Here is a 20694-nt window from a genome sequence, read left to right as displayed (position 1 = left end):
TAAATGTTATTTAAAACACATAACAATTCTATATCCGTGAGGATCAAAACATGAATCTTAAGCTGCAGCTCAAAATACTGTCGTTCCTGCAGTTCTGTCTCTGGGGAAGCTGGCTGACCACGCTCGGCTCATATATGTTCGTCACCCTCAAGTTCGACGGTGCGGCCATTGGCGCGGTTTATAGTTCGCTCGGTATCGCGGCGGTGTTTATGCCGACGCTGCTCGGTATCGTGGCCGATAAGTGGATCAGCGCTAAATGGGTCTATGCGATTTGCCATCTGGTCGGCGCGCTAACCCTGTGGCTTGCCGCCCAGGTCACCACGCCGGGCGAAATGTTCCTGGTCATCCTGTTCAACTCGCTGGCCTATATGCCGACGTTGGGCCTGATTAACACCATCTCATACTACCGCCTGCAGTCTGCGGACATGGATATCGTGACCGATTTCCCGCCGATTCGTATCTGGGGAACCATCGGTTTTATCTTTGCGATGTGGGGTGTCAGCTTCTCCGGCTTCGAATTGAGCCATATGCAGCTCTATATCGGCGCAGCACTCTCCGTACTGTTGGTGCTTTTCACCCTGACTCTGCCGCATATTCCGGTGGCTAATCAGCAGAAAAACCAGAACTGGACTTCAATGCTGGGCCTTGATGCCTTCGCGCTGTTTAAAAACAAGCGTATGGCAATCTTCTTCATTTTCTCAATGATGCTGGGTGCCGAACTGCAAATTACCAATATGTTCGGCAATACCTTCCTGCATAGCTTTGATAAAGATCCGCTGTTCGCCAGCAGCTTTATCGTGCAGCACGCCTCGGTGATGATGTCGATTTCGCAGATCTCGGAAACCCTGTTTATCCTGACTATTCCGTTCTTCCTCAGCCGCTACGGCATCAAGAACGTGATGCTCATTAGTATCGTGGCGTGGATGCTGCGTTTCGGCCTGTTCGCCTACGGCGACCCAACCCCGTTCGGCACCGTGCTGCTGGTGCTGTCGATGATCGTTTACGGTTGCGCCTTCGACTTCTTCAACATATCTGGTTCGGTATTTGTGGAAAAAGAGGTGCGACCGGAAATTCGCGCCAGCGCTCAGGGGATGTTCCTGATGATGACCAACGGTTTTGGCTGCATTCTTGGCGGGATGGTGAGCGGCAAAGTGGTGGAGCACTTCACCGTCGAAGGGATTACCGACTGGCAGAGCGTATGGCTAATTTTCGCTGGCTACTCGCTGGTGCTGGCCTTTGCCTTCGTTGCGCTGTTTAAGTACAAACATGTCAGACAGCCTGCTGTCGCACAGCAGAACGCCTGATAGTCATTGCCCGGTGGCGGCTGGCGCCTTACCGGGCATGCAGAATTTGTAGGCCGGATAAGGCGCCAGCCGCCATCCGGCAAAAATACGCGCACAATACCTGGTCCCGGTTTACGCTTTCAGCACATACCCGTACAACCGCTTAATACCATCAGGGTCCGTTTCGCTATAAACCCCCTGCAGCTCCGGCGAGAAACCTGGCAGCATATTGACGCCCTCTTCCAGCGCCAGGAAATAACGCAACACCGCGCCGCCCCAGATTTCGCCAGGCACCACGCACAGCACGCCCGGCGGATACGGCAGCGCACCTTCCGCAGCAATCCGCCCTTCGGCTTCGCTTAAACGCACCAGCTCCACGTTACCGCGAATAAACTCCCGGTTGGCGTCCTGCGGGTTCATCACCGCACGCGGGAAGCTCTGCTTGCGGAACATCTCTTTCTGCAAATCCTTCACATCAAAACTCACGTACAGATCATGCATCTCCTGACACAGTTCGCGAATAGTGTAATCCCGATAGCGTACCGGGTATTTGTTAAAGATGGTCGGCAGCACGTCGGCCAGCGGCGTATCGGATTCGATATGCTGTTCAAACTGCGCCAGCATCGCCACCAGCTGCGCCAGCTTCTCCGCGCTTTCAGCGGGCGTCAGCAGGAACAGAATTGAGTTCAGGTCGCACTTCTCCGGCACGATGCCGTTCTCACGCAGATAGTGCGCCAGAATGGTCGCCGGAATGCCGAAATCGGTATATTCACCGCTTTCGGCGTCAATACCCGGCGTGGTCAGCAACAGCTTGCATGGATCGACGAAATACTGATCGCTGGCATAGCCTTCAAAACCGTGCCAGCGCGCACCCGGCTCAAAGCTGAAGAAACGGCGCTCGCGGGTGATAGCTTCGGTGGGATGATCCTGCCACGGACGCCCTGCTACAACCGGCGGAATAAACGGCTGGATCATTTTGCAGTTGGCGATAATCGCTTTACGTGCTTCGATGCCCAGCGCTACGCACTCTGCCCACAGGCGGCGTCCGCTCTCCCCTTCGTGGATTTTGGCATTCACGTCCAGGGCGGCAAACAGCGGATAAAATGGGCTGGTGGAGGCATGCAGCATAAAGGCGTTATTCAGCCGCTTATGTGGGCAAAAACGCTCCTGCCCGCGCAGGTGATTATCCTTTTTGTGGATCTGCGAGGTTTGCGAAAAACCGGCCTGCTGTTTATGCACCGACTGAGTGACAAAAATGCCCGGATCGTTTTCGTTAAGCTCCAGCAGCAGCGGCGAGGTGTCGGCCATCATGTCGATAAACTGTTCGTAGCCGACCCATGCGGAGTCAAACAGGATGTAGTCGCACAGATGGCCGATTTTATCCACCACCTGACGAGCGTTGTAGATGGTGCCGTCGTAAGTGCCCAACTGGATAATCGCCAGACGGAACGGACGCGCGGTATCCGCCTTCTCCGGAGCCACTTCGCGGATAAGCTCGCGCAGGTAACCATCATCAAAGCAGTGCTCATCAATCCCGCCAATAAAACCAAACGGATTGCGCGACGCCTCAAGATAAACCGGCGTCGCTCCCGCCTGAACCAGCGCACCATGATGGTTTGATTTATGGTTATTACGGTCGAACAGTACCAGATCGCCACGGGTCAGCAGCGCATTGGTCACCACCTTATTCGCCGCCGAGGTGCCGTTAAGGACAAAATAGGTTTTATCAGCGTTAAAGACCTTCGCGGCGAACTTCTGCGCATGTTTGGCCGAACCTTCATGAATCAGCAGATCGCCGAGCTTAACGTCGGCGTTGCACATGTCGGCGCGAAAGACGTTCTCACCAAAGAAGTCGAAAAACTGCCGTCCTGCCGGATGCTTCTTAAAGAACGCGCCGTGTTGATGGCCGGGACAGGCAAAGGTGCTGTTATCCATCTCCACGTACTGGGTCAGGGTATCGAAGAACGGCGGCAGCAGGTTTTCTTCATAACCGCAGGCGGCGGCTTCCAGCTCCAGCCACTCCTGCTCTTTACCGCTAACAATCGCCATCACGCCTTGCGGTTTTTCATGGTCAACTTCACTGAAAAGAAAGACCGGCAGGTTAAAGCCCGTGCGTTTCAACAACGAAAGGATGCCGCTGCGGCTGTCCGCTGCGGTAATGACGACTGCCGCCACATCGGTAAAATCAGTACTGTCGAGGGTCACCACGCGACGGTGGGTTGACAGGCGGGATACCAGCTCGTGGCTGGCGGCAATGTGCATTGATTTCATGAGCGCGAATACCCGTTTCCGGAGAGTAAAAGGCTTCAGCCAGGGCATGTACGCTCTGGCCAACGAACTGTCAGGGTCTGACTGGATCCCAGCTCCGACCGCCAGACATCAGTAAAAGCAGACCGCGTCCGCTCTTACTGTTGTCCTGCAGTGAGCATACGTTACGCTCACCGCATGGTGGGCAGAGGGTACAGAGTAAGGGTAGCAAGACGAGGCTGTCTGCGCATCTGTACGCAACGGTGATGTCGTGGCAATGTTGTCATCCCGGCGGCCTCATGTCTGGAGAGGAGAAAATTCGCGCAATCATGTCACCTTTATATAGGGTGCGCAAGATGAAATACGTATGCAGTCACCTCACGTATACACAAGCCTTTTAGCCAGTTTCACGTCATAATAATGCGGTCATTAGGGATAATTAACAGGAGTTTTGCTTTGGTTACAGGGCCATTTATTAACGCCAGCGCGGTCCTTTTGGGCGGCGTGCTCGGCTCACTCTTAAGTCAGCGATTACCGGAACGGATCCGTACATCGATGACCTCTATTTTTGGTCTCGCATCATTAGGCATAGGTATTCTGTTGGTGATCAAATGCGCCAACCTGCCGGTAATGGTGCTTTCAACGCTGGTAGGCGCGCTACTCGGCGAAGTGTGCAATATGGAAAAAGGTATCAATACGCTGGTCAGCAAGCTCCAGCAGCTACTCTCGCCAAAAAAAGGACAGAAAAAGGCCTCAGCGCACGAGTCCTATATTCAAAGCTACGTCGCGATTATCGTGCTGTTCTGCGCCAGCGGAACTGGGATTTTCGGCGCAATGCGCGAAGGGATGACGGGCGACAACAGTATTCTTATCGCCAAAGCGTTTCTCGACTTCTTTACTGCCACCATTTTTGCCTGCACCCTGGGGCTGGCCGTTTCGGCCATTTGCGTGCCGATGCTGGCAATTCAGCTCACCCTGGTAGCCGGTGCATCGCTGATTATGCCGCTGACCACGCCGATGATGATGGCGGATTTCAGCGCCGTAGGCGGCATGCTGCTGGTCGCAACCGGTCTGCGTATCTGTGGGATTAAAATGTTCGCCGTAGTGAACATGCTGCCTGCCCTGGTGCTGGCAATGCCGATTTCCGTAGCCTGGGTGACGTTTTTCGCCTGAAGATGCGTGCTTTTGATTCAATGTGGTGATAGATTGTTCAGTCTGCTGCGAAACAGATAAATTTCGTTGACGAGGTGCGGCGAATCAGGTTTAATGCGCCCCGTTGCCCGGATAGCTCAGTCGGTAGAGCAGGGGATTGAAAATCCCCGTGTCCTTGGTTCGATTCCGAGTCCGGGCACCACTATTTAAAGAACCCGCCCAAAAGGCGGGTTTTTGCTTTTGGAAAAACAGACTCTTCATCCAACTACGTTCGATTATTCGCCACACAGCAGCTAACCCCTTCGGGGCCAGCACGGCAAACGCGCGATTCAACGCCTCCGGCAGTAGTCCGAGTCTGGATACCACTATTTTAAAGACCCCATTTTTGCTTTCGGGGGATGTCGCCCAGATGTGACTCACGAACGACTTATGGTTGAAATAGATGCCATTATATTAGAGACCGAAGCCAGGATTCACAGACCAGAATAATATGCTACCAGCAATCTGGAATCAGTCCAAAAAGAGCAATAAACGGGTACAATCCTTTTTATCGCTAACAAAAATCCTCTTACTGCCCTCGCGTCAAGTATAAGTCATTATAAACCGCTCAACTTTCATATTTTAATTTATATGGTACTAATCACTACAAACTATTAAGTTCAATATAGATAAAAATAAAGCATACACCTGCAAGATATGGGCGATATATTCCCTAAATAGTTCTGATTGCATCGCGATGGCGACTAAGTGCATCCCTGGGAACGTACAAATAGTACGTAACCGGGGTAAGCGCAGGCAGCCAACAAAGATACAGCTTGAAGTATGATAGGTATAAACAGAGGTTATCTAATTGCACATTTATAAAGCTGAAAATTCTGATATTATAAATAGCTATCACACCCCAAAAAAAACAACATAAAAAAAGAATGCTTTAGGAACATTCTTAATAACATGAACGTTGAATATCTTTCACACTCATGACATCATTTTAAGTTATATATTTGCAATATCAGATTTTGCTTTTACCCTATCGATGAAGGATTTATCGTGAAGTATATAATAAAACCATTAGCCTGTTTTTTCTTACTCAACGCTATGTTTTCAGGCATAGCCACTGCATCTAATACTCTACATGGCTGCGCAGAAAAAGAGTACCGAATCCAAAAACAGCTAGAATATGCCAGAACATACGGAAATATACATAGAGTCGAGGGACTGGAGAGAGCGCTAAAAAAAACTCGACTCTACTGTACAGATAATAAAATCACTTCCGGATGGCAGGAAAAAGTAGCGGATAAAGAAGAAAAAGTCAGTGAGAGAATGGCAGACCTTCATCGTGCTCAAGCATCCGGCGAGCCGGATAAGATCAGAAAAAAAGAATGGAAACTGCAAGAGGCTAAAGATGAGTTGAGGGAAGCACGGTCTGGGCTTATTCAATCAATAAACACGCATTAAAGAAAAGAGAACGGCTTAATCAGCATGGTTAAGCCAGCTCTCGTTCAGTTACCGGAGCTGAAGAGACAAGACTGTAACTAAAATTGAGTCATTGCCTGTTAATAAGAAGTCATCAACCCCATTTTTGCTTTTTGGGGATAATATTAAACACCATCAAAGCAAATTGAGTTCCCCCACCGTCATCACCTTTATATCCCCTTTCACTTGTTTAAGCTGCGTACGCAGTTCATATACTTCATCGTTATCCGGGATCAGCACAATACAGTCACCAGCAATGCTGATCGTTACGCCGCGCCCGGTATCAAACCCAGCTTCTTTGGGCCATTTGCCGCTGAGGCTCAGAGATGACGTGCTGGTATCATCCCGGTTAGGAAGATAGTCGACGATATATCGCTGCTGGGTCTTCGTGGTTTTTCGGGTCAAAGAGAAATTAAATTTTTAAAAGTTTTTTCGTTTCATACTCTATAACATCAAAAAAGCCACCCGTAACATAATCAAATTTTCTATCCTGAATATAATTAAAAAAAAAATAAAATTTTAAGCTTCATGATTTTTATGTGTACAGAGTGATAACTGGATGAATTAAAAAAACAGCGGTCAACAATAACCGCTGCGCTGGCTTTAAATCACACCCAAAATAACATGCTAAATCCAGTAAGGACGATAATACAAGCGATATTCAAAAACAGGCCGGCGCGCATCATCTCCTGCTGTTTGATATGGCCGGTGGCGAAAACGATAGCGTTTGGTGGTGTCGCTACGGGCAACATAAAAGCGCATGAGGCCGCAATGGCAATCAATACCGACAGAATGACAGGAGACATCCCGAAAGCTTCGGCAACTGAGGCAAACACAGGAATGAGCAAAGCGGCGCTGGCCGTATTACTGGCAAACTCAGTTAAAAACACCACGAATGTTGCAATCACCAGGATAATGATAAATATCCCCATATGAGCAACCATCCCGCTAATCTGGTTTGCCAGAAACAGGCTGGTACCCGTCTCTTTCAACACATTACTTAAGCAGATACCACCGCCGAATAATAACAGCACGCCCCAATCAGCTGTTTTTTCTATATCCTTCCAGTGAACCACCCGGGCGAAATTCACTAATATTATGGCGCTTAAAGCAACGATGGTATCGAAAGATTTAAAACCGCCCAGCAGATCGTTAATTGGCCCACTGAATATCCAAAAGAATACCGTAAGCCCAAAAATAGCCAATGTGACTATTTTGCCTTTATCCCAATCGACCTGTTCAGTATTCGTTTCAAAGGTTCCCTTAAGTTCCGGTCTGAACACGAGGAAAAGAATCGCAATAGCGACAGGAAGTAATATGATCATTGCCGGGAAACCGAACTTCATCCAATCAAAGAAGGAGAGTCCAACCTCCGCTGCAGCTATCGCGTTTGGCGGACTACCGACGATTGTCGCCATCCCCCCAATACTTGCGCTATATGCAATACCGAGGAGCACAAACACATAGGTCGAATGGCTGCTTTTGCCATTTACTTTACTCAATATACCCAGTACTAACGGCATCATCATTGCTGCCGTCGCGGTATTACTGATCCACATTGACAGTAAGGCCGTCACGCCAAACAGCATAAAGACAGCGAGGCTCATTTTACCCCGCGCCATAGCTAATACCTTATCGGCAATGACTTTATCAAGCCCCTGCACATGCATCGCTGCAGCCAGAGCAAAGCCACCGAGGAAAAGGAATATCGTTGAGTTGGCAAAACTATTTAGCGCTGCCTGAGTGTTGAATACCCCAAGCAACACTGCCATGACGGGAACTATCACCGCCGTAACGGTAACGTGTAGCGCTTCTGTCAGCCATAACACGGCGATAAAAGCGAGCATACTCAGCCCCATGACCACTTTCGGCTCATAGGGTAGCGTGTTGTAGAGAACGATAAACAGAATAATATCAAGCAAGATGATGATGCTGTTACGGTTAAAAAACCACTCATGGGTATTGGTGGGTAAAGGACTCATGTCGTTTTTATTCATATTAGCTTCCTTGTAACTAGTTACTATTGAATCATTACATGTATATATCCTTCGGGTATGAATTATGTTCTTATTATGTTAACTGGATCGTTACAGGTTATTTTCTTCTACGTCACTTTTCCGGGATAATATTTCTGGAATATAGTTTCCTGATACAGGTTATTTATTGAGCAAGCGAGCATAATTTACTGTGCAATTTTTTCTTACCTGAATTGCTGTCGGCAGGTATCAATCCGATACATCCGGGTTGATATTTACACCAACGTCTAAGGATTCGGCTCAGACTACCATCGATTATTTTTGGCAATCCTTTCCTGAAACAAACATAAAGCAGCGGGTAAAAACCATAATTCGGTGAAAAAAACGTCAAAAAAGCCCTATTCTGGAAATCGACATGCCCAGGCGGCTAACAACCTTTCCCTCCAGACGGCTAAAAAGCATCTTATATTCTTTTTTGCTCTTAGCCGCAGACAAAAATTCTTTAAAATGCCAATTTTGCAGCCCTACCATTCAAATCATCTCGATACGAATGGGCAAAATGTTATGTCAGTTTTTCATTCTGTTAGCGACCTTATTGGTCACACTCCCCTGCTCCAGTTGCATAAATTGGATAGCGGCCCCTGTAGCCTGTTTTTAAAACTGGAAAATCAAAACCCCGGCGGGTCAATTAAAGATCGCGTGGCGCTGTCGATGATCAATGAAGCCGAACGACTGGGGAAATTAAAACCCGGCGGCACGATTATTGAAGCCACCGCCGGGAATACCGGCCTGGGGCTGGCGCTGATTGCGGCGCAGAAAAATTACCGCCTGATTCTGGTGGTGCCGGACAAAATGAGCCGCGAGAAAATATTCCACCTGCGTGCGCTGGGGGCGCAAGTATTGCTTACCCGCTCGGACGTCAACAAAGGCCACCCAGCCTACTATCAGGACTACGCCCGCCGCCTTGCCGACGAAACACCCGGGGCTTTTTATATCGACCAGTTTAATAACGAGGCCAATCCGCTGGCCCATACCACTACCACCGCCCCGGAAATCTTTCAGCAACTGGAGGGCAATATTGACGCTATCGTCGTTGGCGTCGGCTCCGGCGGGACTCTCGGTGGGCTACAGGCCTGGTTTGCTGAGCATTCGCCTAAAACGGAATTTATCCTGGCGGATCCGGCGGGTTCCATTCTGGCGGACCAGGTCGAAACCGGGCGCTACGGCGAAACGGGATCCTGGCTGGTTGAGGGGATCGGCGAAGACTTTATTCCGCCGCTGGCCCATCTTGAAGAAGTCAAAAATGCTTACCGCGTCACCGATAGCGAGGCGTTCGCCACCGCCCGTGAACTGCTGCAGGTTGAAGGCATTCTGGCGGGTTCTTCCACTGGCACTTTGCTTAATGCCGCCTTGCGCTTCTGCCGGGCACAGACCTCCGCCAAACGTGTGGTAACCTTCGCCTGCGACAGCGGCAACAAATATCTATCAAAAATGTTTAACGATGATTGGATGTGCCAGCAGGGCTTTTTAAGCCGCCCTTCGCGCGGCGATCTCAGTGACTTTATCGCCCTGCGCCACGATGAAGGGGCCACCGTCACCGCCGCGCCGGACGATACGCTGGCCGCGATCCTCGCCCGTATGCGCCTTTACGATATCTCGCAGTTGCCGGTGCTGGAAAACGGCCGCGTGGTCGGCATCGTCGACGAATGGGATCTGATTAGCCACGTCCAGGGCGACAGCCAGCGCTTTTCTCTACCCGTGAGGGAAGCGATGACCCGCAACGTGGAAACCCTGGATAAACATGCACCAGAAAGCGCACTGAAAGCCATTTTCGATCGCGGCCTGGTGGCCGTTATCGCCGACAACGATCGTTTTCTTGGCCTTATTACCCGCAGCGATGTGCTGACCACCTGGCGTAACCGACTCGAACATTAAGGATTTAACAATGACCAATTTGCATACCCTGAGCGTACATAGCGGCTCCTTTACCGATGAACACGGCGCGGTGATGCCGCCCATCTACGCCACCTCCACCTTTGCCCAGCCCGCGCCGGGCCAGCATACTGGTTACGAATATTCGCGCAGCGGTAACCCGACCCGCCACGCGCTGGAGACGGCCATTGCTGACCTGGAAAGCGGTACGCGCGGCTACGCTTTTGCTTCCGGACTGGCGGCAATCTCTACCGTACTTGAACTGCTCGATAAGGACAGCCACCTGGTCGCCGTAGACGATGTTTATGGCGGGACTTATCGTCTTATCGAAAACGTTCGTCGCCGTAGTGCCGGTCTGCGGGTGAGCTGGGTGAAGCCAGACGATCTGGCGGGCATTGAAGCGGCCATTCAGCCCGACACGCGGATGATTTGGGTCGAAACGCCGACTAATCCGCTGCTTAAGCTTGCCGACCTCAGCGCCATTGCCGCCATTGCGCGGCGGCACAATATTATCAGCGTCACCGACAACACCTTTGCTTCACCGGTTATCCATCGTCCGCTGGAGCTGGGCTTCGATATCGTGGTGCACTCGGCGACCAAATATCTTAACGGCCACTCTGATGTGGTCGCCGGGCTGGCGGTCGTCGGTGATAACTCCGCGCTGGCGGAAAAGCTGGGCTATCTGCAAAACGCGGTGGGCGGCGTGCTTGACCCGTTCAGCAGTTTCCTGACGCTGCGGGGTATTCGTACCCTGGCGCTGCGTATGGAGCGCCACAGTAGCAACGCGCTATTGCTCGCCGAGTGGCTGGAGCAGCAGCCGCGGGTCGAAAAGGTGTGGTTCCCATGGCTGGCCTCGCATCCGCATCATCAACTGGCGCGCAAGCAGATGGCGCTTCCCGGCGGGATGATCTCCGTGGTGGTCAAAGGCGACGACGGCTATGCCGAACGGATCATCCGCAAGCTGAAGCTGTTTACCCTCGCGGAGAGCCTCGGCGGCGTGGAAAGCCTGGTGAGCCAGCCGTTCAGCATGACGCATGCATCAATTCCGCTGGAGCAGCGTTTAGCCAACGGCATTACTCCGCAGCTGATTCGTCTGTCGGTTGGGATTGAAGATCCGCAGGATCTGATCGCCGACTGGCGTCATGCGCTACGCGATTAAACAGATTGCCCGCCGCAAAGGCGGGCCGCTGTTCTACTACTGCCCCTGCAGAAGATGCTCAACAAAACGCGTTAGCTTCGGCAGCGGGCGCAAATCTTGCCGCCAGAGTAAATGAACCGGTCTTGGCTGCGGCGTATAATCCTCCAGCACACGAACCAGCTTGCCGCACTCCAGCGCGTCGGCCAGCAACACTTCTGGCTGGAGCAGCAACCCGGCTCCGGCAATCGCCGCCATTCGCAGGGCATAACCATCATTGCAGCGCAGAATTGCGTCGCGCTTCCAGCGGATCCCCTCCTCAGCTCCCGGTAATTTCCACTCGTTGCGCGCGGTCCACACCGTATGCGACAAACAGAGATGAGAGGCCAGATCGGCAGGCGTATTCGGCGTACCGTGACGGGCTAAATAGTCGGGCGCGGCGCAGATCGTCATCCGGTAAGGCGCGAGATATTTTGCCACCAGATCGTCGTTATGGATCTCACCGATGCGGATCGCCAGATCGACGCCCTCATCCACCAGATCGACCATGCGATTAGTCAGATCCAACTCTACACGCACGTCGGGCCAGGCTTGTAGAAAGGTGGCTGTCAGCGGGGCGATAACGCAGGCACCAAACGACGTCGGCGCACTCACCCGCAGCGTGCCCGCTGGTGCTACCCGCAGCCTCTCCACCGAGCTTTCGGCAATCGAAACCTGCTCAAGTACGCGTTTCGCCTCTTCAAAATAGACTCGCCCGGCATCGGTCAGGCTCTGACGACGGGTGTTGCGCTCCAGCAGACGGGTATTTAACTGGCGCTCGGTCAGCGCGATGTATTTACCCACCATGACCGCCGACATCTCAAGGTGCGATGCGGCGTCGGTAAAGCTTCCGCACTCCACCACCGCAATAAAGATCTCCATCGCCCGCAGCTTATCCATATTACAAACTCCTGGTTAGCAATCATCTAACTTTTCGCCAGTTTATCCGATATCTGTTTTATTAAAGAATAGAGGCTCACCACATTAAAGAGCCTATCCCAGTAGGCGTAATTGTTGCCGATGGTTTGGACACGGACAGCGCGGAAAAACCGGAGCGTACACGTAGTACGTGAGGATTTTGAGCACTGCCCAGGGCCAAACCAGCAAATAAAATAGCCTAATGAGATAGGTTCTAAGGAGTCTGCTATGAAAATCATCATTATTGGTGCCAGCGGTACCGTTGGCCGCGCCGTTGCGCAAGAATTAAGTCAGCGCCATGAAGTTATTCGCGTCGGCCGCACTCAGGGCGACTATCAGGTTGATATAACCTCGCAGGAGAGCGTGCAGAGTTTGTTTGAAAACATTGGCCGGATAGATGCGATTGTTTCCGCCACCGGCAACCTGTTCTTTGGTCCTCTGGAAACCATGACCGATAACGATTTCAACCAGGGCTTGCAGGATAAGTTATTGGGGCAGGTTCGTCTGGCGCTGACCGGACAGCATTACCTCAACGACGGCGGTTCCATTACGCTGATTAGCGGGATAGTCGCTCACGAGCCCATCGCGCAGGGAGTCAATGCCACCACCGTGAACGCCGGGCTGGAAGGGTTCGTTCGCGCCGCCGCCTGCGAACTGCCGCGCGGTATGCGTATTAACCTGATTAGCCCCACCGTATTGACCGAATCGGCGGCAGCCTACGACGGTTTCTTCCCCGGTTTTGAGAGCGTCCCTGCCGCCAGCGTGGCTCAGGCCTACCGCCGCAGCGTAGAAGGCGTACAGACAGGGCGGATTTATAAAGTCGGCTACTGAACTGAGTAAAATGACTGCCTGATCAAAAAATAAAATAACATCCTGCTGCCGCGAGCGGGATGTTAAAGATTAATATGGCGAATGATTAATATGACTTAACGTGAGAGAAACGATATATTCCATAAATAAACCTAATATAATTTCGCCTCGTTTACCTCATAAAAAAACCATCTTGAAATAATTCCGTCACAATCTCACCCTATATTCTCAAGCCTTAATAAACAACGAATTACAAACCATAAATATCGAGGCTTATTTTGATTCGCTATATTCCCGTTACTGTCTCTCTGGTCGCAGCTGCCGTCTCCGGCGTCTTATCCGCCGCACCAATAAATACTCCCAGGCTCGCCACGATGGATAATTTTCGTGATATTGCTGGTACCACGTCGATTTATACCACCAGCCACGACGGTACTATGCGTACAGGCGTTTTTTATCGTTCAAATGCGCTGGCGTTATCCGTCGCAGACCAGGCTACTCTCAGCACGCTTGGCATCAGCGATGTTTATGATTTACGTACCGCCAGCGAAATCGCCAGCAGCCCGGACGTGATGCCCGACGGGGCAACCTATACCAATATTGATATCATCGGCAACGCCGCTTCAGGCAGTAACATTACCTCGATAACGTTTAGCAGCGCCGCTGAAGCCAAAGCGATGATGCAGCAGACCAACGTCTCCTTCGTCAGCGATGCCGGGATGCGCGCGCAGTTCAGCACTCTGTTTAACGATCTGGCCAACGCCGACGGCGCCGCCCTGTTCCACTGCACCGCAGGCAAAGACCGTACCGGCTGGACTGCCGCCATGCTGCTAAGTATTGCCGGCGTCGACGAGGCAACCATTATGGAAAACTACCTCGCCACCAACGATTATACCCGTCAGCGTGTTGAAGCAACCCTGGCGATGATGCCGCCAGCCATGGCAGCAATTTACGAGCCGCTGCTGGGCGTTGATGCCAGCTATCTGCAGGCCGGGCTGGACGAAATTACCCGTGAATATGGTTCAGTTGATAACTATCTGAAGCAAGGGCTGGGGCTATCGCAGGAGACTCTCTACGTGCTGCGCGGAAAAATGGTCCATTATGGCCAGCTTCCGGGACAGAGCGAGCTACGGGGGAATGCGGCACAGGGCGCAGCGCTGCTTAACGCGCTACAAAACAGTGAGCTTTCCGGCCGTTACACCGACTATAACAACTATCTGCAATCGGCCATTGATGCCGGAACGCTTGGCGGAGTGGAGTCTCAGGTTGGCGGACAAATTCATGCGGATGCCGCCAGCTATCTGCTGCGTAGCGGCTCACGTCTGGATCGTGCGCTGACACCGAATATCGACAGCCGCCAGCTGCGCGATGGCGAAGGAAAACTGTGGTTAACCGGACTTAACGGTTATCTGGGTACCGACGGTTCCGCCCGCGCCGCCAGCAGCAATGAGCACACCACTGGTACGCTGCTGGGCTATACCCAGAGGGTGAACTCGCAGTTTAGCGGCTACGGCACGCTGGGATATAGCTGGGGTTCACTGGGCAGCGCCAACGCCGACGCGGATGCTAATACCACACTGTTAGGTTTCGGTGGCCGCTATGCATTCGAGGATCTTAATCACGGTCTCTTTGCCGCAGCCGATCTTAACGCCGGTTGGATTGACTACAGCAGCACCCGCAGGATGAGCGGCGGACTGGGTACCGCCACCGGCAATACCCACGGACAACTGTTCGGCGGCACGCTACGCCTCGGCTATGTCAGTCCGCTCGATTTCGCCAGCGTCGAGTATTCTGTCGGCACCCGATTAACCCATCTGCGAATGGACGCCTTCCGCGAGAGCGGCAGCGAGCTGGCGCTCGACGTCGATCGCGTCAGCGAAAATAACGCCAGCGGCGTTGCCAATATTAACCTCGCCTTTAATCCACACAACAGCGGCAACTGGACCTTTACCCCTGCGGTGAATGTCGGCTATGAACACAGTTTCAGCGGCCCCTCGGTGCGCACTCGTGGGCAAGTTTATCAATATGAGGTCGTACAAAACTCGGCCTTCAATAGCCGCGATATGTTCAATGCAGGTGCCAACATTGGCGTGACGCGCGGTGCGCTGAGCCTGAACCTGGGCGGCCAGGCGGAAATCGCCAGCGGCGGCGACAGCCACGGCTATAGCGGCAATTTAAGCGTGGCGTACGCCTTTTAAAAAACCACAGCAAGCCGTCGTCTCTGGCGGCTTGCTATTCCCCACAAAATTGTAAAGAGGTCAATTTTTGACGCCGAAGATTGGCTCATGCTGGAACGCCGTCCGCAAAATGAAACGCTGGCAGGAAAGGTAAAACAGAAATTATGTTTCAATTGGCTATCGGCAGCTGCAATCATCAATCCAAGTTATGATTGCCATTACCATAAAAAGTAGTTGATCTGGTATCAACAAGCTCTTATTTTGCTTCTCAGTTTTTAAACGAGATGAAACTGATGCCGACAATTACAGCCTGTAGTATGAAAGAAGCAAAAGAGTTAATTAACTGTGGGAAATATAAGGAAATCGTTCTAAATTTCGACATTGACGCTGATGATTTTTTCACCCTCGCCACCTCCCAACAAGATACTAAAGTCACCATCACGGACAGAAATAATCACTCATCGGTAAAAGCACAAAAATAATAAAACCCCTGAGGCTCTTCTTATGTTGTTAGTTATTGGTACCGTCGCTGTTGCTTTTCTCTCCTCATTGATGCTGATCTGGCTTGACGATCGCATTGCTGACCAGGATTAACAACCAGGGCTGGCGATAAGCCGCCAGAATCCCTCCTCTGAGTTTCTCTCGCCCGTGGTCATCTGCTGCGGGCGATTCAATACAGTATCGTTAATCCCACTCTTCGATCCACTCACTGACCGCTTTCGCCAGTTGTGCAGGCTGTTCCAGCGGCAGCATATGACCACAATCATCGATTATCTGAAGCTCAGCACCTGTAATACTCGCCTGTAATTCCTGTAATTCATCCAATGAACGAGAGGGATCCTGAGCGGCAGCAATCACCAACGTTGGACAGGTAATGGGCTGCGTGGTGAGATGGCCACGAACCAGGCTAGCCTGATGGCGAAAAGCTTCCGCTCCGAGTCTCGCACCCATCGCCCTGATTTTTGCTACCAGCGTTTTATCTCCTGCCCGCTGCGGATGCAGGGTTCCAGCAATCGCCGAAGGACTGATTCCATTAAACGACGATGATGCCGACACCGCGGCAATGGCTGCCTGTTTTATTTTTTGCTGCTCAGCGCTGTCTTCACGCAACGAGGTCGCTATCAGCACCAGACCGGCTACCGCCTGCGGATACTGTTCGACGATCGCGCGGGCGACATAGCCACCCAGCGAAAATCCAATGAGGATAAAACGCGGGGGTAGATCATCAACGATGTATCGCGCCATCGCACTAATGCTGTTGCCGAGATTAAGTCCGGCGCGAATAAAAGTTCGCTCCTGTGGAAAAGCAGCCACAAAATCATCCCACAGGGTTTCATCCAGCATAAATCCAGGAACCAACACAATGGGTAATGTTTCGCGATTCATTGAGTTACTCTCGGTTTTTTAAAAGAGGAATATCAGGCAGGAAACTCCGCGCCGCCAGGCGGCGCGAAGCTGGGTGATTACAGTGACTTCGCCAGACGCTCAACGGCGGTCATCAGGCCGTCTGCCGATACCGTAGAGTAGGACAGACGCAGCGTGCGGGTATCCGGGTTGTCGTTATAAAACGCTTCCCCAGGCACATAGACCACGCCGTTTTCCAGCGTTTTCTTCATCCATTCCATGGTATCGAACGGATAGCGGAAGCGGGCCCACAGGAACATACCGCCTTTTGGTCGGCTGAACTCAAGATGCTCTCCAAGACGTGATTCCAGCGCGTCGGCCAGCGCCACACACTTCTTGCGGTAATCTTCGCGGATCAGGGCTATCTGATTTTCCAGACGATTCATACCCAGGTATTCCGTAGTGATCACCTGCGACAGCATATTGGTGTGCAGATCCGCCGCTTGCTTGACGATCACCGTCTGCTGGGCCAGCCAGTCCGGCATCACGATCCAGCCAATACGCATACCTGGCGCGAGGATCTTAGAGAAAGTGGAGGTATATACCACCTGATCTTCGCAGCCTAGCTCAACCGCGTACTGATACAGCGGGCGATACACTTCATCTGTGAAGCTGATTTCACCGTACGGATCGTCTTCAATAATCACGAAATCATGCTGCTTTGCCAGTTCAACCACACGGCGGCGGCGCGCTTCGCTCAGGGTTTTCCCGCCGGGGTTTCCGAAGGTCGGCACCAGGTAAACGGCTTTGACGCGGGTGGTTTCCAGCAGGTCAGCCAGTTGTTCAACCAGCATGCCGTCATCATCGGTATCGACGCTGAGAATATTGGCCTGCGCCAGCTGGAAGACCTGTAGCGCCGCCAGATAGGTCGGGCGCTCAACGACGACAGCATCGCCTGGATCGAGTAACGTGCGGGCGACCATATCCAGCGACTGTTGTGAGCCGGAGGTGATATAGACATGGCTTGCCGGACAGGCAACGCCACGCGCATGGCACAGCTCGCTCACTGCCTGACGCAGCGGCGGGTAGCCTTCAGTCAAACCGTACTGGAACGCATCGTTAAAGCGACCATTCATCACCTGCTGTACCGCCAGGTTCAGGCCTTCGGTATCGAAAAGCTCCGGGGCCGGGATGCCGCCGCCCAAAGAGATAACGCCGGGCAGTTTACTGTGTTTGAGGAGTTCGCGGACGGCGGAGGGTTTAAGTTCACCCGCGCGGGCGGCGAGTCGCCGATCGTGCATACTATTTTCCTTTTCTGTCTTGTTGTTGTGATGTTTTATCTATTTTTTACCAATAATGCCCCAGCCGCGCTACGCTCACCGGGGGCTTAGTATTCATACCCTGGTAGCCCGGACAGATGCGCAGCATCGCCTCCGGGAAATTCTGCAGCACCCTGTGGCCTTCCCCGGGGGCGGCGCGATACGCCTTGCCCGGGCGACAAGTGCCGCAGCCCGGATAAGGCGGTCAGCGCCGCAATCCGGGATAAAATTTAACGACTGTCTGTGTCTTTTAACACGATTAACGGCTCAATATCGCTCTCTTTTTTCACCACCAGCGAATCATCGCCGCGCAGGCAGGTACCGCCATAGTTACCGCCGACCGTAAAGGTGCAAACCTGGATGTATTTTCCATCCACCTTCGGCAGGCACCACAGTTGCTGGTAAATATTCTTGCGGTCGAAAAACTGACCGCTGGTTTTATCCAGCACTTCGTCCTGCGGGCCAATCAAGTCAATGTTGTTACCACAGCGCCCTGAGATTGGCTTAACCGCATAGCCAGTTTCCGCTAGCTGCTCGTTGACCACAAAATCGGTATCCAGCAGGTAACGATGGTTCGGGAACAGCGACCACAGCACTGGCAGAATTGCCTTGTTGCCGGGGATGACCGTCCACAGCGGTTCAAACACTAAGACTTCAGGACGCAGCAGAACGTCAATCAGACGCACTTCATTATTGGGGTGCCCGGTGCGAATCGGCACGGCGGCATACTCGTCGGCGCTGACTTCACGCACCTGCTCAATGGCAGTTTCCCATGCCCAGGTTTTCCAGACGCAGTTGACCAGCCGACCGTCGGCATCAATAAGCTGCCCGGCGGCATCCCAGTGCAGCTCATCAAGGCCGTACAGAATTTTGCTGTCGAAACCGGCCTGCGTCAGCGAACGCTGGATAAACTGCGCGTGATAGTTCTCCTCCAAATCCTTGTCCTGCATGATGTGCACGAAAGGGCGCGCCCGGCTGTGCTTCCACGCCCCGGCCAGCTCATCCAGCAGGTTTTCCGCCGGGTTGTGTCCGGTGCCGTAGTAACCCTGTTTCAACCACTGTTCGAGGATCAGGCCACCTTCGGTATGGCAGGAGGCGGAGTCGGCGTTGTATTCATAGACCTTCAGCCCGCGCTCATCCATACAAAAATCCATACGACCAGTGATCATATGATGCCGACGGCGTTGCCACGAGAGGCGCAGGCGCGGCCAGAGGATTTTCGGAATATCGAACAGCGCCAACAGGCTGTCATCCTTCATCACCTTATCAGTGGCGTGCAGGTACATCAGGTGCAGCTCGTTGGTCGCCTTGATAAGCTCCTGCTCGGCGCTTTCGCTAATGGTGAAATACTGGTAAGGGTCTTTATTGATGACGTGGCCGTTGGCTTCAACGTAGGCTTTTTGCAGCGAATCTTTCTCGTTGAGCCAATTGCCGCGGAACTGGCCTTTATTCGGCAACCGCGCGCCTTTGATAGCCATCGCGTCACCCGGCAGAACCGGCTGCGGCAGGCTGTGCTCGGTATCAGCGGTTTGGATCATCCAGCCAAGGATTTCGGTATCGGCAAAGGTGTCTTTAATCGTGTAGATGCCGTTTTTCACTTCCAGCGTCAGCTCGCGGGTCCACTGCTGGCCCTGCGGCAGCGGCGCGTGAATCACGTTTTGCTCGGCGATCCGGACTTTATTCCCGACCAGTTGAGTAATTACCGCCACGTGTCCGGTGTGTTTAAACTCGCCACCCTTCTGCCAAATCAGTAGAGAACCGGCAATCGGCGGACGGCGGGAGCCGTTAGCAAAAGCCTGCAGTGGTAGAATATTGTCGTTGACCACTTCGCGCAGAAAACGCAGAGAGAAGATTTCGTAGGCCATGCCGACATCGGTAAACACAAAGCCGTAGGTGAGGAACAGAAAGCGGCGCGCAAACTCTACGCACTGCCATTTGTGCCCCATATACTCATTACCGATATAACTGCGGAACGTGGCGTCATCCGGATAATCTTGCGGATTTAAGCTACTGTAATTAGAAGAATAAATCGCTACGCCGCCCGGCGCGTAGCCTAAAAGTGTACCAAACGGGGCGTCACTGTTTGTCGAACCTTTGCTCATTTAGCCTGACCTCAAATTAATGCAGCCCGGGCAGTTGGCGAAACAAAACTCCCTCTTCTTATCCTGCCGCAGGCACTTACCAGACAGAGGTGAAATGATGATACCACTCATTCGATTCGCTAATCGTGCCCTTAAGGAAAATAAGCCTGCGCCGCCAGGCAAAAGTGATATCGTTATTTGAGATAAAAAAACAATCAGGAGTCGACAATGAGCACACCTTCGCATCTGACTGCCCAACCGCTGGTCTGGGGGCATGGCCCACGCACCTTTGAGGTTTTCCTCGAACCGACCTGCCCTTACTCGGTGCGCGCCTTCAATAAACTTGATGACCTGCTGGATGAAGTTGGCGCGGATAACGTCACCATCAAAATTCGTCTTCAGTCTCAGCCGTGGCATCTGTTCTCCGGCGTCATCGTGCGCTGCATTCTCGCCGCATCCACTCTGCCGCACGGTCGCGAGCAGGCGCACAAGGTGCTGAAAGCCGTCGCTGACCACCGCGAGGAGTTCGAGTTTACCGACCACTGTAGCGGGCCAAACATGAACGTCACGCCGCAGCAAATTATTGAGCGAATCGAACGCTATAGCCACGTCTCGCTGGCTGCCGCCTTTGCCCATCCGGAACTGCAAAACGAGATCAAATGGCATAGCAAATACGCCCGCCAGAACGGCATTCACGTGTCGCCGACCTTTATGGTTAACGGCCTGGTGCAGGCGGATCTCGGCAGCGGCGATGATATCAGCGCATGGGCCGCGCGAATTCTGGCTTAGTAAGGCTTTCACGCTCCGG

General features: G+C 52.6%; 17 protein-coding genes and 1 tRNA gene. 10 read left to right on the top strand and 8 right to left on the bottom strand.

Features of this window, described 5'->3' with window-relative positions; genetic code table 11:
• The first annotated feature begins 50 nt into the window (after nucleotides 1-50).
• A complete protein-coding gene (locus tag DA718_RS04355; protein WP_112217168.1) occupies nucleotides 51-1304 on the top strand; it encodes a nucleoside permease in 1254 nt (417 codons plus the stop codon).
• A 111-nt stretch (nucleotides 1305-1415) separates the two neighbouring features.
• Here the strand turns inward: DA718_RS04355 and DA718_RS04350 are convergent, their stop codons facing one another.
• Entirely contained in the window at nucleotides 1416-3554 is a 2139-nt protein-coding gene (locus DA718_RS04350) for an ornithine decarboxylase (protein WP_112217167.1), read from the bottom strand.
• A 432-nt stretch (nucleotides 3555-3986) separates the two neighbouring features.
• On the opposite strand from DA718_RS04350, the gene DA718_RS04345 reads away from it, so the two are divergent.
• The 3 genes from DA718_RS04345 to DA718_RS04335 all read left to right on the top strand — a co-directional run bounded on the left by DA718_RS04345 (nucleotide 3987) and on the right by DA718_RS04335 (nucleotide 6137).
• Nucleotides 3987-4703 carry a DUF554 domain-containing protein gene (locus DA718_RS04345; RefSeq protein WP_112217166.1) on the top strand — a complete coding sequence of 239 codons (717 nt, stop codon included), beginning with the start codon at nucleotides 3987-3989 and terminating at the stop codon, nucleotides 4701-4703.
• Nucleotides 4704-4808: 105 nt separating this feature from the next.
• Nucleotides 4809-4884 (top strand) — tRNA-Phe (locus DA718_RS04340).
• 845 nt (nucleotides 4885-5729) lie between these two features.
• A complete protein-coding gene (locus DA718_RS04335) occupies nucleotides 5730-6137 on the top strand; it encodes a DUF1090 domain-containing protein (protein WP_112213748.1) in 408 nt (135 codons plus the stop codon).
• Nucleotides 6138-6290: 153 nt separating this feature from the next.
• On the opposite strand, the gene DA718_RS04330 is transcribed toward DA718_RS04335, so the two are convergent.
• Together DA718_RS04330 and DA718_RS04325 are read right to left on the bottom strand one after the other, a co-directional pair.
• Complete coding sequence (locus DA718_RS04330) at nucleotides 6291-6560, bottom strand: SymE family type I addiction module toxin (protein ID WP_112213747.1); 270 nt, start codon at nucleotides 6558-6560, stop codon at nucleotides 6291-6293.
• Between the two features lie 203 nt (nucleotides 6561-6763).
• Entirely contained in the window at nucleotides 6764-8152 is a 1389-nt protein-coding gene (locus DA718_RS04325; RefSeq protein ID WP_112213746.1) for an SLC13 family permease, read from the bottom strand.
• Between the two features lie 543 nt (nucleotides 8153-8695).
• Here DA718_RS04325 and DA718_RS04320 point away from each other — a divergent pair.
• Nucleotides 8696-10066, top strand: coding sequence for a pyridoxal-phosphate dependent enzyme (locus tag DA718_RS04320; protein WP_112213745.1), 1371 nt, complete (start codon nucleotides 8696-8698; stop codon nucleotides 10064-10066).
• A 10-nt stretch (nucleotides 10067-10076) separates the two neighbouring features.
• Nucleotides 10077-11222, top strand: coding sequence for a trans-sulfuration enzyme family protein (locus tag DA718_RS04315; RefSeq protein ID WP_112213744.1), 1146 nt, complete (start codon nucleotides 10077-10079; stop codon nucleotides 11220-11222).
• 36 nt (nucleotides 11223-11258) lie between these two features.
• On the opposite strand, the gene DA718_RS04310 is transcribed toward DA718_RS04315, so the two are convergent.
• A complete protein-coding gene (locus DA718_RS04310; RefSeq protein ID WP_112213743.1) occupies nucleotides 11259-12137 on the bottom strand; it encodes a LysR substrate-binding domain-containing protein in 879 nt (292 codons plus the stop codon).
• A gap of 246 nt (nucleotides 12138-12383) precedes the next feature.
• Between DA718_RS04310 and DA718_RS04305 the strand changes: the two genes are divergently transcribed.
• The 3 genes from DA718_RS04305 to DA718_RS04295 all read left to right on the top strand — a co-directional run bounded on the left by DA718_RS04305 (nucleotide 12384) and on the right by DA718_RS04295 (nucleotide 15624).
• On the top strand, nucleotides 12384-12986 hold the full coding sequence (locus DA718_RS04305; protein ID WP_112213742.1) for a short chain dehydrogenase: 603 nt from the start codon (nucleotides 12384-12386) through the stop codon (nucleotides 12984-12986).
• Nucleotides 12987-13339: 353 nt separating this feature from the next.
• Nucleotides 13340-15163 (top strand): tyrosine-protein phosphatase, encoded by a 1824-nt coding sequence (locus DA718_RS04300; RefSeq protein WP_227015977.1) that lies wholly within the window; start codon nucleotides 13340-13342, stop codon nucleotides 15161-15163.
• 272 nt (nucleotides 15164-15435) lie between these two features.
• The gene (locus tag DA718_RS04295) at nucleotides 15436-15624 is read left to right on the top strand and encodes a hypothetical protein (RefSeq protein ID WP_110273060.1); all 189 of its coding nucleotides are present in this window, start codon (nucleotides 15436-15438) and stop codon (nucleotides 15622-15624) included.
• A gap of 202 nt (nucleotides 15625-15826) precedes the next feature.
• Here DA718_RS04295 and DA718_RS04290 read toward each other — a convergent pair whose 3' ends face one another.
• From DA718_RS04290 to DA718_RS30900, 4 genes are all read right to left on the bottom strand, one after another.
• Complete coding sequence (locus DA718_RS04290; RefSeq protein WP_112213740.1) at nucleotides 15827-16528, bottom strand: alpha/beta fold hydrolase; 702 nt, start codon at nucleotides 16526-16528, stop codon at nucleotides 15827-15829.
• 77 nt (nucleotides 16529-16605) lie between these two features.
• On the bottom strand, nucleotides 16606-17787 hold the full coding sequence (locus DA718_RS04285; protein WP_110273058.1) for an aminotransferase-like domain-containing protein: 1182 nt from the start codon (nucleotides 17785-17787) through the stop codon (nucleotides 16606-16608).
• Nucleotides 17788-18035: 248 nt separating this feature from the next.
• Nucleotides 18036-19907 (bottom strand): bifunctional glutathionylspermidine amidase/synthase, encoded by a 1872-nt coding sequence (gene gss / locus DA718_RS04280; RefSeq protein WP_110273057.1) that lies wholly within the window; start codon nucleotides 19905-19907, stop codon nucleotides 18036-18038.
• Nucleotides 19908-19983: 76 nt separating this feature from the next.
• Complete coding sequence (locus DA718_RS30900) at nucleotides 19984-20115, bottom strand: hypothetical protein (RefSeq protein ID WP_309146792.1); 132 nt, start codon at nucleotides 20113-20115, stop codon at nucleotides 19984-19986.
• On the opposite strand from DA718_RS30900, the gene DA718_RS04275 reads away from it, so the two are divergent.
• Entirely contained in the window at nucleotides 20115-20675 is a 561-nt protein-coding gene (locus tag DA718_RS04275) for a DsbA family protein (RefSeq protein ID WP_112213739.1), read from the top strand. The genes DA718_RS30900 and DA718_RS04275 overlap by 1 nt on opposite strands.
• Nucleotides 20676-20694 lie beyond the last annotated feature (19 nt).

It is taken from the genome of Klebsiella huaxiensis, assembly GCF_003261575.2.
GTDB classification, from domain to species: Bacteria; Pseudomonadota; Gammaproteobacteria; order Enterobacterales; family Enterobacteriaceae; genus Klebsiella; species Klebsiella huaxiensis.
This window is presented reverse-complemented; position numbering and strand designations above follow the sequence as displayed.

Bases quoted from the DNA above. Each gene is read 5' to 3' on its own strand.
- DA718_RS04285 (WP_110273058.1), bottom strand. From the start codon at position 17,787: ATGCACGATCGGCGACTCGCCGCCCGCGCGGGTGAACTTAAACCCTCC.
- DA718_RS04355 (WP_112217168.1), top strand. From the start codon at position 51: ATGAATCTTAAGCTGCAGCTCAAAATACTGTCGTTCCTGCAGTTCTGT.
- DA718_RS04315 (WP_112213744.1), top strand. From the start codon at position 10,077: ATGACCAATTTGCATACCCTGAGCGTACATAGCGGCTCCTTTACCGAT.
- DA718_RS04290 (WP_112213740.1), bottom strand. From the start codon at position 16,528: ATGAATCGCGAAACATTACCCATTGTGTTGGTTCCTGGATTTATGCTG.
- DA718_RS04310 (WP_112213743.1), bottom strand. From the start codon at position 12,137: ATGGATAAGCTGCGGGCGATGGAGATCTTTATTGCGGTGGTGGAGTGC.
- DA718_RS04295 (WP_110273060.1), top strand. From the start codon at position 15,436: ATGCCGACAATTACAGCCTGTAGTATGAAAGAAGCAAAAGAGTTAATT.
- DA718_RS04350 (WP_112217167.1), bottom strand. From the start codon at position 3,554: ATGAAATCAATGCACATTGCCGCCAGCCACGAGCTGGTATCCCGCCTG.
- gss (WP_110273057.1), bottom strand. From the start codon at position 19,907: ATGAGCAAAGGTTCGACAAACAGTGACGCCCCGTTTGGTACACTTTTA.
- DA718_RS04325 (WP_112213746.1), bottom strand. From the start codon at position 8,152: ATGAATAAAAACGACATGAGTCCTTTACCCACCAATACCCATGAGTGG.
- DA718_RS04300 (WP_227015977.1), top strand. From the start codon at position 13,340: ATGGATAATTTTCGTGATATTGCTGGTACCACGTCGATTTATACCACC.
- DA718_RS04275 (WP_112213739.1), top strand. From the start codon at position 20,115: ATGAGCACACCTTCGCATCTGACTGCCCAACCGCTGGTCTGGGGGCAT.
- DA718_RS04320 (WP_112213745.1), top strand. From the start codon at position 8,696: ATGTCAGTTTTTCATTCTGTTAGCGACCTTATTGGTCACACTCCCCTG.
- DA718_RS04305 (WP_112213742.1), top strand. From the start codon at position 12,384: ATGAAAATCATCATTATTGGTGCCAGCGGTACCGTTGGCCGCGCCGTT.